This is a genomic window from Aeromonas sp. FDAARGOS 1405, assembly GCF_019048265.1.
Classification (GTDB): domain Bacteria; phylum Pseudomonadota; class Gammaproteobacteria; order Enterobacterales; family Aeromonadaceae; genus Aeromonas; species Aeromonas veronii_A.
Genome location: NZ_CP077311.1, coordinates 3,812,825 through 3,825,548, shown reverse-complemented (window position 1 = coordinate 3,825,548; position 12,724 = coordinate 3,812,825). Strand labels below are relative to the sequence as shown.

Genomic DNA, 12,724 nt, shown 5'->3' with positions numbered 1-12,724 from the left:
TGCGGTCTGAACCCCGGTTCAGACCGCGCTTTATTTGGGGATCGAGCAATAATGTGTGAAAATCGGTGGCCCCAGTTTCAGCCCTTAATCCATACCCTATGAATGAGATCGTGAAAGGCAGTATCGATTTGATCCGTCAGCTCAACTATGGCCTGGTCTATGCCAGTCTGGAGGAGCACAAGGAGCTGTCGCGCACCGATCTCTCCCGCCTGACCGGCCTCTCGCCTGCCAGCATCACCAAGATCACTCGTGAACTGCTCGATGGTGGTCTGGTGGTGACCTGTGGCGAAAGTTCGGTGGGGCGCGGTCGTCGTCAGACCCTGCTGCGCATCAACGAGCGCCGCTTCCAGTTTCTCTCCATGCGTCTTGGTCGTGGTTACGTGGATATGGCGCTGTTCGACTTTTCAGGCCGCTCCCTAGCCCGCCATCGCCACCTCTTTACCGAGCTTGAGCGTAACGACCTGCTGGGCAGCTTAGTACATGCGATCCAGGGGTTCTTGCCGAGAAAGTCCCTCAATCTGGCCTGTATCGCTCTCTGTCTACCCGGACAGGTAGAGCGTCACTCCGGTATGGTCAAACATTTCCCCTTCTATGATCTGCGCAACTGGCCGCTTGGGCCGACCTTGCAGGAGGTGTTCTCGGTACCTGTGCTGGTGAGTGGTGATGTGCGCACCTGGATCCAGGCAGAGCGGGAGTGGGGGGCCGCCAAAAATTGCGCCGATGCGGTGCTGGTGTTTGTCCACAACGACATCGGGGTTGGCATGGTGGTCAATGGCCAGCTCATCGAGAGCGAGAATGCGCTGCTCGGGGATCTCAGCCACCTGCAGCTCGAGCCCTATGGCCAGCGCTGCTACTGCGGCGGCTTTGGCTGCGCCTGTACCCTGGTGACCAATCAGGCGCTGGAGGCGCAATACCGGGATCTGCGCGAGCGGATGCAGGAGCACGACTTGCCCGAGAGCGTTACCATCCGCGAGCTGTGCGAGCTGGCGCTGGCGGGCAACAGCCTCTGTCAGGATATTCTCCATCAGGCGGCGGGCCGCCTCTCCAAGGTGCTATCCAACCTCATCTGCCTGCTTAATCCGGGCAAGCTGCTGCTGGGGGGCGAGATCACCCGTGCCGATCGGCTGCTGTTCCCCATGCTGCACCAGTCGCTGGCGAGCCAGTTGCCCGCCGAATATCTGGTTCGGCTGCAGATTGAATCCACCCACTTCTACGAAGATCCCACCAAGCCCACCTCGGTGCAGGTGCACAAGGCGCTGCGCGATGGCAGCCTGTTGCTGGAGCTGCTGCGCAGCTGTCAGGAGTCGTAAGACAAGAGGAGTTGGCGCAGTGTCTGGCGAAAAGGGCAGGGATTGCTGTTCCGCCAGCGCGTAACTCGGTACAATCTTGCGCTTTTCCGGCAGTCCCCCTGTTATCGCGCCCTGTGGCGCCGTGACATGTTGGCACCGCTGCCGTTCCTGTTTTGACTCCAGTTGTGAACCTAGATGAAGCCTGTTCCTGATCACGCCGTCAACCGCCTGCGGGCCTGGCGCAAGAGTATCTCTACCCGACCGTTTCTTGCCCGTGGCGGCACTCTGGCCCGCTGTCCGGCCTGTCAGCTGCGCGAGGATTGGTGTGCCTGCGAGTGGCGCCCCGAACTCAAAGCAGAGGCAGGTTTCTGCCTGCTGATGTATGACAGTGAGCCGATGAAACCCTCCAACACCGGTCGCCTCATTGCCGATGTGTTGCCGGACACTACCTGGGCGTTTCTCTGGTCACGTACCCAGCCCCATTCCGAGCTGCTGGCACTGCTGGCCGATCCTGTCTGGCAGCCCTATGTAGTCTTTCCCGCTTGCGAGAAGGAGCCTGCCCGCCTGACCGGCGAGGTGACGCTGGCACCCGGCAAAAAGCCGCTCTTTATCCTGCTCGACGGCACCTGGCCGGAGGCGCGCAAGATGTTCAACAAGAGCCCCTATCTCGACGGTTTTCCGGTGCTCGCCATCAAACCCGATGCGCTCTCCACCTACGGCATGCGGGTCGCCAACTGCGACGAGCACCTCTGCACCGCCGAAGTGGCGGCCTGTGTGCTGGAAGTGGCGGGAGAGCTCAAGGCGGGGCAGGCCCTGCAGCACTGGTTCAACTTGTTCAGCAGCCGCTACATGGCCGGTCGGGTCAGCCGTTTCCCCGGTGCCGATGAGGATCATCTCTGTGAAGCGCTGTCGGCCATCAAGGAAGCGAACGTCGCTTCACCGGCTTGCTAACGGACACTTTGAGGGTTGGGCCAGGGGCGTGCCCGTTCTAATTAATGAAAATCAGGAATCAATTGTCTGCCACTGTTTCGTTAGATTCATGGTCAGTGGCCCGCTAGGATAGCGAACAGCCTGTGCAGCCCCCCGCACAACGTCGCTTTGGTTAGCTCCGGTTGCTCGATCCTTCGGGCAACCCACTCTCGAGAGGTCTATGGATGGAATTGGAACTGGTTACCCTGTTTGCCCTGTTCGGTGTGGCGCTTGTCGCCGGCTTTATCGATGCCATCGCCGGTGGCGGTGGTCTGCTGACGGTGCCTGCTCTACTGGCGACTGGCATGCCCCCCGCGCTGGTGCTTGGCACCAACAAGCTGCAGAGCAGTTTTGGCTCCTTCTCTGCCACCTGGTTCTATGCCCGCAAGGGGCTGCTGGAGTGGGCCATGATCTGGCCTGCGGTGATCTGCACCTTTATCGGTGCGGCCATCGGCACGCTGGCGGTACAGACCATAGACGCCGCCATTCTCGAGCGACTGCTCCCTTTCCTGCTGATGGCCTTTGCCTGCTACTTCTACTTCTCGCCGCGGGTAAGCGATGCCGAGAGTTCCCGCCGTCTGACTCCCATGCTGTTTGCGTTGCTGGTGGGGGGCGGGGTCGGCTTTTATGACGGGTTTTTCGGGCCGGGGACCGGTTCATTCTTTGCCATCGGTTTCGTGGCGCTGGCGGGCTTTGGCATGGCGCGCGCCACCGCCCATACCAAGCTGCTCAACTTCACCTCGAATATCGCCTCCCTGCTGTTCTTTGCGCTCGGTGGCAAGGTGGTGTGGAGTGTCGGCTTCTGCATGGCGCTGGGGCAGTTTATCGGCGCCCGCTTCGGCTCCAAGATGGTGTTGAAAAAAGGGGTGAAGCTGATCAAGCCGCTGCTGGTGACCGTCTCCTTGCTGATGTCTGCCAAGCTGGTCTGGAGCCAGTATCCGGAGCTGTTTGCCTGGATCTGATGTGCGCCTTGCTTGCCGCATCGCAATTGTTAACGGGGCCCTTGGGCCCCGTTGTCACATCTGGCGGGTTTACACGGCTAGCGCGGCGTGTCGCTGCAGTGGTGAAAGTGTTGGTGCAAGGCGCTCACCAGCCTGGCGATCCGCTCTCGCTTTAGGCTGTTTGGTCGGTAGACCAGATGCAGGGGGCGGCCTAGCCCGGGCAGTGGGCGCGCCATCTCCCCCTGTTCTCCCACCAGCCCCAGTAGGCCAGCGGGGAGCAGCACAGGGCCAATGCCTGCCTTGGCCAGTTCGATGAGCGCCAGATAGGAGTCGAGCTCCATGGTGGGCTCCAATCCCATATCTGCCAGCGGTTCGCGCAGGTAGCGGTTGGAGGGGTTCTCCAGATCCATGGTGAGGATCTTGTGCCTGCTTTCTGCGCTGGCTGGCGGCAGGCTCTGCTGCGCCTCGCCCACCAGATAGAAGGGCTCCTCAAGCAGCAGATCGGCGCCGAGGCCATGGCCGGGCGGGAGCCGACCGGCGCAGATGCCGAGCAGGGCATCGCCGCTGCGCACCCGCGCCAGAATGACCGGCGTGTGGTGGGTAGAGAGGGCAAGGTGGGGATCGCGCTCCAGATAGTCGCGCATAAAGTGGGCGAGGTAGCCCGCCAGCAGGGTTTCGGAGCTGGCGATGGGGAGGGGGCTCTGATCCGCCAGATCCTGACTATCGGCCAGCACTCCCTTCATTTCGGCCAAGCTCGGGGCCACTCGTTCCAGCAGCTCCTTGGCCTGCGGGGTGAGGCGGATCTGGCGCCCCTCCGGCTCGATCAGCTTCTTGCCAAGGCGCTGCTCCAGCTGGGCAATCCGCTTGCTTACCGCCGATTGGCTGATATAGAGGCGACTGGCCACCTTGGCCATGGTTCCTTCACTTGCCAGCAGGCTCAGCGTCTCCAGCCCTTCCAGTAACATCTCGCCCCCTTGTTTATCGCCATCAGGATCGTCACAGATTGATCAGCGCTACCTTAGGGGCTGACTGGTTCAGGAGCAAGGGGCGTTTGCTTCCTTGGCCGGTCGAATGCGCCATTCACTTAAGGGCGGCGCGAAGATCACCAGATTGCCGATGAGGCTGATCACCACTCCGGCCACCGATACCGGCTGCCAGACAAAACCTTCGTAAAAGGTGGAGAGGGTAAGCGCCACCAGCGGAAAGAGCACGGTCGCGTAGGAGGCCTTGCTGGCCCCGATGCGCCCCACCAGCGTCAGATAGGCGGTAAAGGCGATCACCGAGCCAAACAGGGCGAGGTAGACCATGGCCGCCAGATAGTGGCCATCGGTCGGCACCACCAGTTGCTGGCCGAGCAATGTGACCCAGCCCAGCAACAGCACCACGCCGTAAACCATGCCCCAGGGCACCAGTTGCAGTACGTGGTAGCCATGGCGTTGGCCCCGTGCCGAGACCAGATTGCCCAGCGAAAAGCAGAGGGTGCCGCCGCAGGCGAGCAGCAGCCCCTTCCAGCCGTTTGTACCCAGTTGCGCATCCGCCAGCACCGGCCAGAACAGTAACAGGGTGCCAAAGAGCCCCAGCAAGGAGCCTTGCAGCCAGCGCAGGGTGGGGCGCTTGTTCTCGAACAGCCAGAGGTTGAGGCCGTTGAAGATGCTGGCACTGGCAAAGATCACCGCCGACATGCCGCTCGGGATATAGCGGGTGGCGTGGTAGAAACAGAGAAAATTGGTGGAAAAGAGCAGGGCACCGAGCAGCGCCGCATAGCGCTGGCCATGCCACGGCAGGCGCGGAAAGCGGCCGCTGGCGGTGAGCAGGGCAAACAGTGCCACCGCAGCCAGCAGGAAGCGGTAGAGCACCGACACCTCGATGGGGATGGGGCCAAGTTGCCAGGCGATGGCAATCCAGGTGCTGCCCCAGATAAGCACGGTGGCAAGATAGAGCATCAGGTTCATCACTGTTCCGGTGAGTCAGGGAGAGATGACCCACTATGGGGCAAGCCCTGATGGCTGGATTGCACCATCTTGCGGTTTTTCATCGCCCTGCGCTGTCATCTGCGGGCGCGGTCGGTAAGATGGGTGGCAGCGACATAACACTTACACCGGAACAGGCGGCAGGGGCGAATGAAAACAGCAGGGGTATTTGATGCTCTGGTCAGCACCGGCGCCCGGCTGGACGACGCTTGCTGGCTCGAACCCGGGCTTGGCGTCGCCAGTTGGCGCAACTGCTATGACCAGACCCGCTATCACAAGCCGGGCCACCACACCCTGAGCGTCTATCTGCAAGGAGGCGAGCAGACCGAGCGACTCGATGGGCCGGGTGGCCACGGCGGCACCGGCAAGGTGTGCATCATGCCGGATCACCACAGATCCGAGTGGCTGGTGCGCGAAGAGTTTCGCTTCTTTCATCTCTACTTCACCCCGGCTCACCTCACCCGTATCGCCGAGGAGGTGTGTGACAAGGAGGGGCGCCACCTGCAACTGGTGGACAAGACCTTTATCGACGATCCGCAGGCGGCTTCGCTGGTGCAGCGCCAGTTGATGCAGCTTCAGTGGCAGCAAGGGGTCGATCGGTTGGCACTCTCCCACGGCGCCTGGATGTTGATCCTCCACGCCTATCGCCACCACACCGAGGAGGCTCCCGGTCTGCCGCCTCTGCGCGGCGGGCTGGCGCCCGTGGTGATCAAGCGGGTGCAGGAGTATCTGCAGGCCCATCTGGCCGATTCGGTCACGCTGGCAGAGCTGGCCCAGCAGGCGGGGCTGAGCGAGTATCACTTTGCCCGCATGTTCGGCCAGAGTCTCGGCTGCCCGCCCCACCGTTACCTGCTGGGGCTGCGGCTCAAACGGGCCAAGCAGCTGTTGACTGGCCCCGAGCCGCTGGCCAGCATCGCCAGTCAGTGTGGCTTCTCTTCGCAGGCCCATTTCGGTAATCGTTTTCGCGAGGCGTTTGGTTTGACGCCGGGGCAGTGGCGGGCGCAATTGTCATCTTCCCGTCACAGATAAGCCTGAGACTTTGGGCAAAAGAGGTGTACTCTCTACCACTTATCCATTGAAAGGAATGCCCATTGAATTATCGCAAACGTCAAATCCGTACCCGTCACCTTTGGTTCAGCCACTGGAATGCCCCGCAAGATCGCACCGCTGTCGTCACCCCTCCCGAACCTGCAGTGCCTCACAGTTCACGTTGAAAAAGCCCGGCTGCCGATAGGATTTTCCAGTTAACTTTGCCACTATTGCTCAATCTGAGTGACGTGGACATTGCAGGATGTTTCTGGAACGTATTGAAGTAAAAGGTTTTCGCGGTATAAATCGTCTTTCGCTCGGGTTGGATCACACCACAGTGCTGATTGGCGAGAATACCTGGGGCAAGTCGAGCCTGTTGCGCGCGCTCTGGTGTCTGCTGGGGCAAAATGCCGAGCCCTATCAGTTCACCGCCGATGATTTTCACCAACCGGAAGATCCCGAGCTGGCCCCTTCGCGTCATCTGCAACTGGTGCTCACCTTCAGTGAGCACAGACCCCAGATGTGTCAGCACTCCCGTCGGCTGGCCCGTCTTTGCCCCTCCTGGGTGCTGCACAAGGACAAATTCCACCGCATTCACTATCGCGCCAGCGCCGAGCTGCAGGCGGATGGCTCTGTGCTCACCATTCACGATTTTCTCGACGGGGTAGGCAAGAGCTTGCCCATCGCCAATACCCACGAGCTGGTCTGCATGCTCATCACCATGAACCCGGTGTTCCGGCTGCGGGACGCTCGCAGTGCCCGCAACGGGGTGGAAACCCTGCAGTGGGGAGATCTCTCGGAGCACAGACTCAGTGAACTGGCCGACAAGCTGATCGATGAGCCCCAGCGCATCGGGGAGCCGGAGTTGAAGGAGGCGCTGCAAGCAGTGCGCCAGCTGATGGATCACTATTTCAACGCTCTGGCCCCCATCAAGAACAAACCGCGCAGCCAGCGTGACATCATCAATCGTCCCATGACGTTGCGCAATCCTGGCAACCTGCACACCCTGCTGCGCCATGCCGATAACCGCACCCTGCAACTGGCGATGGCCGGGATGGCGGCGACCCTGCTGCAGGCGCGAGGCAATCGCGAGCTGGAGGAGGGGGCCCGTCCCATCATGATCCTAGAGGATCCTGAGAGCCGGCTGCACCCGACCATGCTGGCGCTGGCGTGGGGGCTGCTGGAACAACTGCCGGGCCAGAAGCTGCTCACCACCAACTCGGGAGATCTGCTCTCTTCCCTGCCGCTCAATCAGGTGCGACGACTGGTGCGCCGTCAGCAGGATATCCTCTGTCACCAGCTGGGGGGCGAGCGTTACAGCAGCGACGATCTGCGCAAGATCGCCTTCCACGTGCGGATCAACCGCCCCATGTCGCTGTTTGCCCGTTGCTGGCTGCTGGTGGAGGGGGAGACCGAGATCTGGCTGCTCTCCGAGCTGGCCCAGATCTGTGGTTACAGTTTGCGGGCCGAAGGGGTGCGGATTATCGAGTTTGCCCAGTGCGGCCAGTCACCGCTGATCAAGGTGGCGCGGGATTTTGGTATCGAGTGGCACCTGTTGACCGATGGCGACGAGGCGGGGCTCAAGTATGCTGCTTCGGCCCGGGGCCAACTCAAAGGGGAGCGGGAACGGGATCGGTTGACTCAGTTGCCAGCCTCTGACATTGAACATTACCTCTATCACAATGGTTTTGAAGCCGTGTTCCGGCGGGAAGCAGGGGTGGGCGGACGAGCCATGTGGAGTGCCAGTCATATCATCAATAAGGCGATTCATCACCGCAGCAAGCCGGGGATGGCACTGGCGGTGGTGGAAGAGGCGGAGCGGCTCGGCGCCGAGCATATTCCACCGGTGATCCGCCAGATGTTTGCCCGGGTGGTGGCGCTGGCCCGCGGTCAGGGCTAACGCCACCACCGCATCCCGTCACTATGGACATGGCTGCCAGCAGGGCGCCCTTCAAGGTGGGCCTTGCTGGCGGCAAATTGCCCCGGATTGTTTGCCCACGATTGTTTGTCGCGATTGGGGATAGCCGCCGGTTTGGGTATACTCGCCCCTCTCTGGCGCCCCGGTGGCGCACCTCGAATCTTTACTTCTGGAGGCGTCGTGTTCGTCCAACTCCCTTTTTGGCTCTTTCCCCTCACCGGATTGATGGCGATTGGCGCCCTGATCGCCCTCGGTATCGTGCTGTGGCGCGGTGATATCTGCCCTGGCCAGCGCTCACGCATCACTCAGCAGCTCTTCTCCATCTGGGTTATTACCGCGCTCTCCCTGATGCTGGCGGTCGAGGCCAAGGCGGCCAGTTGGCTCATCTGGAGTGGTGGGGCTGCACTGGTGCTCGGGGTTGGCTTGTCGCTGGCCCAGTCACGGCTGGAGGGGAAGCGTTCAGTCCCCTCGACACTGCTCTGGCTACCGGCGTTGCCGCTCGCTCTCTATGGCTTCGGGCTGCTGCAACTGCAGGGCTGGGTGAGCGGTCTGCTGCAGATGGCGATGCTGGGGGCGGCCTTTGCCCACCTGATGCTGCTGCGGGCCCGTCACCGCCTCAAGGCATTCAACACCCTGTTGCCGCTGGCCGGTCTGGTGGGGGCGATGGCCAGCCTTGTCTGGCTGGCCGTGCTGGTGGGCTGGCAAGGGGGGGAGGCCAATCTCGATGCCCTGATCCCGGCGGTGGTGACCCAGGCAGCGCTGCTGGTGGCCTCTCTGCTGCTCTGGTTCAGCCCGCTCTACTTGCAGCGTGATACCGCGCCAGTGGTGGTCTCCACCTCCCTGTGTGGCCTGCTGATCGCCCAGATCGCCGCTACCAGCGTGTTGCACCAGCTGATCTGACACTGGCGCTGAAAAGAGAAAGCCCCGAGCCAAGGTCCGGGGCTTTTTCATATCTGACTCCGAGAATCAATAGAAGTCATCGGCCCCGCAGATAAACAGGCAACTGCTGCGTGGCTGGGCGAGATACTCCCGGGTCAGCCCCTCCAGCGGCATGCCGAAGGTGCAGATATCTTGCGGCGAGGGGAGGGCGGTATCGAGGATCCGCCGCCAGTAGCCGCCGACTCCCTTGGGGGGGCTGGGCAGGTTGAAGGTGAGGGGCTCCCAGTATGCGTTGAACAGTACATAGAGTGCCAGCTTGGTTTCGCTCGACAGGGCCGACATGGCGATAGCATGGGAGTGGGGACTGAGGTCTGGCTGCATGGCATTGACGCCGTGCCAACAGATCTCGCTGTGCCGCAGGATCTCGGTGAGCGACAGCGGCATGCTCTCCTGCTCCGGGCGTTGGAACAGGTGTTTGCGATATTGGATCAGCTCCTTCATAAAGCGGAACATCTCCTGGCTGCGGGGAGTTGGTTGCCAATCCATCCAGCAGGTCGGGTTGTCCTGACAGTAACCGTTGTTGTTGCCGTGCTGGGTGCGCAGCAGTTCATCCCCCATCAACAGCATCGGGGATCCCACCGATAACAGGGTTGCCACCATCATGTTCTTGGCCTGGCGCGTGCGCAGGGCGTTGATCTGGGGATCTTCCGTTACCCCTTCATGGCCGTGGTTCCAGCTGAAGTTGTGATCACAGCCATCGCGGTTCTGCTCACCGTTGGCCTCGTTATGCTTGTTGTTGTAGCTGGCCCAGTCCCACAGGGTAAAGCCGTCGTGGCAGGTGACGAAATTGATACTCTTCTCGGGATCTGCGTGGTGATAGTGGTAGATGTCGGGACTGCCGCAGAGCCGCTCGACAAAGGCGGTGACGCTGTTGTCATCCCCGCGCAGAAACCGGCGTACGTCGTCCCTGAACTGGCCGTTCCACTCACGCCAGCGGGCGCCGGCCAGTGACCCCACCTGATAGAGTCCCCCCGCATCCCAGGCTTCGGCGATCAACTTGATATCGGCAATCTTGGGGTCGGTATCTATGGTACGCAGGGTCGGGGCATTGGCTTGGGGCTGACCCGATTCGTCCCGCGACAGGATGGCTGCAAGATCAAACCTGAAGCCATCGACGTGCATCTCCTGACGCCAGAAGTGGAGGCTGTCCATGATCATCCGAAGCACCACCGGATGAGCGCCGTTGAAGGTGTTGCCGCAGCCCGAATAGTTGGTGTCCTTCTGGTTGTTGTCGAGGATGTAGTAGGCCTCGTTGTCGATGCCGCGAAACGAGAAGGTGGGGCCATCATCACCCCCTTCGGCGGTGTGGTTGTAAACCACGTCCAGGATCACCTCGATATTGGCCTTGTGCAGCGCCTTGACCATGTCGCGAAATTCGGTCAGCGGATCATCGCCGCAGGCGTATTGGGCGTGGGGGGCGAAAAAGGACATGGGGCTGTAACCCCAGTAGTTGGAGAGTCCTTTGGGCGCATCCTGAGGATCGAACTGGAACACCGGCAGCAGCTCGACGGCGGTGACGCCGAGAGATTGCAGATAGGGGATCTTCTCAATCAGCCCGAGATAGGTGCCACGCAGCGCCGAATCGACCCCGGAGCTCGGGGACTTGGTAAAGCCCCCCAGATGCAGCTCGTAGATCACCGAGCGGGAGAGGGAGTGAGCGGGCAGTTTGTCTCCTTCCCAGTCGTAGTGGCGAGTATCGACCACCTTGTTCTTGGCGCAACAAGCCAGATTGCTGCCTGGACGGGCCGCCGCCCATCGATCGTAATTGGCGCCAAGCTCGATGCTGCGGCCGTAAGGGTCGAGCAACACCTTCTCGGCATCGAAGCGGGTGCCGCCATATGGGCGCCACGGGCCCTGAATGCGATAGGCGTAACGCTGCCCGACCGAGATCCCCTCCACATGGATATGCCAGTAGTAGGCGGTGCGGTTTAGGCGCGGGGAGAGGGGGATCACCTCGGGGGTCGCATCGTCTGCGCTTGCGAAGAGCAGCAGTTCGACCCGGCTGGCGAGGCGTGCCCAGATCGCAAAGTTGACGCCGTTACTGTCGGGTGTGGCCCCCAACTGACGGCAGTGACCGGCGGAGATGCGCATATTCTACCTACCCAAAATGAGGAGTGTTCACCTTATTGAGTGTAGTGCCGGATGCCTGGCAAGGACTCGATTGCCTGAAAAAACAGCATGATGCTGCTAATGACCGCACTATTTGTCCGATTAATCTACGAATAAACTTTTTTTGAGATATTTACTTGCAATCTGTGCGCTGGCGCCTATTATTGGCGACCTCAGACGCGGGGTGGAGCAGCCCGGTAGCTCGTCGGGCTCATAACCCGAAGGTCGTCAGTTCAAATCTGGCCCCCGCAACCATCTGAGATCCTGACCAGTCAAGCCGGTGTAACCGGTTGGTGGGAAAGGAGAAATCGAACTGGCTACTGCTCGGCCACTTCGAGAAAAATTCGGACGCGGGGTGGAGCAGCTCGGTAGCTCGTCGGGCTCATAACCCGAAGGTCGTCGGTTCAAATCCGGCCCCCGCAACCAACTTTTTCGTCAGCCTGCGATTGTGTAAACAGTCGAAAGCAGACAAACGCCACCAAGCTACTGCTCGGTTTGAGGGTGACAATTCGGACGCGGGGTGGAGCAGCTCGGTAGCTCGTCGGGCTCATAACCCGAAGGTCGTCGGTTCAAATCCGGCCCCCGCAACCAACTTTTTCGTCAGCTTGCGATTGTGTAAACAGTCGAAAGCAGACAAACGCCACCAAGCTACTGCTCGGCTTGAGGGTGACAATTCGGACGCGGGGTGGAGCAGCTCGGTAGCTCGTCGGGCTCATAACCCGAAGGTCGTCGGTTCAAATCCGGCCCCCGCAACCAACTTTTTCGTCAGCTTGCGATTGTGTAAACAGTCGAAAGCAGACAAACGCCACCAAGCTACTGCTCGGCTTGAGGGTGACAATTCGGACGCGGGGTGGAGCAGCTCGGTAGCTCGTCGGGCTCATAACCCGAAGGTCGTCGGTTCAAATCCGGCCCCCGCAACCAACTTTTTCGTCAGCATGCGATTGTGCAAACAATCGAAGGCAGACAAACGCCACAGACTTCTGCTCGGTCTGGGGTGACAATTCGGACGCGGGGTGGAGCAGCTCGGTAGCTCGTCGGGCTCATAACCCGAAGGTCGTCGGTTCAAATCCGGCCCCCGCAACCAACTCTTTCGTCAGCGTGCGATTGTATAAACAGTCGAAGGCAGACAAACGCCAACAAGCTACTGCTCGGCTTGGGGGTGACAATTCGGACGCGGGGTGGAGCAGCTCGGTAGCTCGTCGGGCTCATAACCCGAAGGTCGTCGGTTCAAATCCGGCCCCCGCAACCAACTTTTCGTCAGCTTGCGATTGTGTAAAGAATCGAAAGTAGACAAACGCCATCAAGCTACTGCTCGGCTTGAGGGTGACAATTCGGACGCGGGGTGGAGCAGCTCGGTAGCTCGTCGGGCTCATAACCCGAAGGTCGTCGGTTCAAATCCGGCCCCCGCAACCAATTCTCTGAACGTTACCTTCCTGCATTGCCAATCATTGAACAATCCTTCTTGATGCTCGTCACCATCTGGTGATTGCTGCTATTTCTGACGCTTTTTCAAGACCAAAACTGGTCGTATCAACCATTTGTTGGGTATCATCAGGTATC

Annotated in this window: 9 protein-coding genes and 8 tRNA genes; 14 read left to right on the top strand and 3 right to left on the bottom strand. The window is 60.7% G+C overall.

What is annotated here, in order from left to right; all coding sequences use genetic code 11:
• The first annotated feature begins 98 nt into the window (after positions 1–98).
• From I6L35_RS17530 to I6L35_RS17520, 3 genes are all read left to right on the top strand, one after another.
• Positions 99–1,310, top strand: coding sequence for an ROK family transcriptional regulator (locus I6L35_RS17530; RefSeq protein WP_216978887.1), 1,212 nt, complete (start codon positions 99–101; stop codon positions 1,308–1,310).
• A 174-nt stretch (positions 1,311–1,484) separates the two neighbouring features.
• Positions 1,485–2,240, top strand: a complete 756-nt coding sequence (locus I6L35_RS17525; RefSeq protein ID WP_005346055.1) for a tRNA-uridine aminocarboxypropyltransferase — start codon at positions 1,485–1,487, stop codon at positions 2,238–2,240.
• A gap of 203 nt (positions 2,241–2,443) precedes the next feature.
• Positions 2,444–3,220: a TSUP family transporter gene (locus I6L35_RS17520; RefSeq protein WP_005333472.1), complete on the top strand. Its 777-nt coding sequence runs from the start codon at positions 2,444–2,446 to the stop codon at positions 3,218–3,220.
• 77 nt (positions 3,221–3,297) lie between these two features.
• Here I6L35_RS17520 and I6L35_RS17515 read toward each other — a convergent pair whose 3' ends face one another.
• Both I6L35_RS17515 and I6L35_RS17510 read right to left on the bottom strand, forming a co-directional pair.
• The gene (locus I6L35_RS17515; protein WP_216978886.1) at positions 3,298–4,164 is read right to left on the bottom strand and encodes a LysR family transcriptional regulator; all 867 of its coding nucleotides are present in this window, start codon (positions 4,162–4,164) and stop codon (positions 3,298–3,300) included.
• Between the two features lie 69 nt (positions 4,165–4,233).
• Complete coding sequence (locus tag I6L35_RS17510; protein ID WP_216978885.1) at positions 4,234–5,151, bottom strand: DMT family transporter; 918 nt, start codon at positions 5,149–5,151, stop codon at positions 4,234–4,236.
• Positions 5,152–5,319: 168 nt separating this feature from the next.
• On the opposite strand from I6L35_RS17510, the gene I6L35_RS17505 reads away from it, so the two are divergent.
• From I6L35_RS17505 to I6L35_RS17495, 3 genes are all read left to right on the top strand, one after another.
• Positions 5,320–6,198: a helix-turn-helix domain-containing protein gene (locus tag I6L35_RS17505; RefSeq protein WP_216978884.1), complete on the top strand. Its 879-nt coding sequence runs from the start codon at positions 5,320–5,322 to the stop codon at positions 6,196–6,198.
• Positions 6,199–6,460: 262 nt separating this feature from the next.
• Positions 6,461–8,098 carry an ATP-dependent endonuclease gene (locus I6L35_RS17500; protein ID WP_216978883.1) on the top strand — a complete coding sequence of 546 codons (1,638 nt, stop codon included), beginning with the start codon at positions 6,461–6,463 and terminating at the stop codon, positions 8,096–8,098.
• 198 nt (positions 8,099–8,296) lie between these two features.
• Positions 8,297–9,016 (top strand): hypothetical protein, encoded by a 720-nt coding sequence (locus I6L35_RS17495; RefSeq protein WP_216978882.1) that lies wholly within the window; start codon positions 8,297–8,299, stop codon positions 9,014–9,016.
• A 66-nt stretch (positions 9,017–9,082) separates the two neighbouring features.
• Here I6L35_RS17495 and glgX read toward each other — a convergent pair whose 3' ends face one another.
• Entirely contained in the window at positions 9,083–11,146 is a 2,064-nt protein-coding gene (gene glgX / locus I6L35_RS17490) for a glycogen debranching protein GlgX (protein WP_216978881.1), read from the bottom strand.
• Positions 11,147–11,342: 196 nt separating this feature from the next.
• Between glgX and I6L35_RS17485 the strand changes: the two genes are divergently transcribed.
• From I6L35_RS17485 to I6L35_RS17450, 8 genes are all read left to right on the top strand, one after another.
• Positions 11,343–11,419, top strand: a tRNA-Met gene (locus I6L35_RS17485).
• A gap of 94 nt (positions 11,420–11,513) precedes the next feature.
• Positions 11,514–11,590 (top strand) — tRNA-Met (locus I6L35_RS17480).
• Positions 11,591–11,678: 88 nt separating this feature from the next.
• Positions 11,679–11,755: transfer RNA gene (locus tag I6L35_RS17475), tRNA-Met, on the top strand.
• An 88-nt stretch (positions 11,756–11,843) separates the two neighbouring features.
• Positions 11,844–11,920: transfer RNA gene (locus I6L35_RS17470), tRNA-Met, on the top strand.
• Positions 11,921–12,008: 88 nt separating this feature from the next.
• Positions 12,009–12,085 (top strand) — tRNA-Met (locus I6L35_RS17465).
• An 86-nt stretch (positions 12,086–12,171) separates the two neighbouring features.
• Positions 12,172–12,248, top strand: a tRNA-Met gene (locus I6L35_RS17460).
• Between the two features lie 88 nt (positions 12,249–12,336).
• Positions 12,337–12,413 (top strand) — tRNA-Met (locus I6L35_RS17455).
• Positions 12,414–12,500: 87 nt separating this feature from the next.
• Positions 12,501–12,577, top strand: a tRNA-Met gene (locus tag I6L35_RS17450).
• The last annotated feature ends 147 nt before the right edge of the window (positions 12,578–12,724 follow it).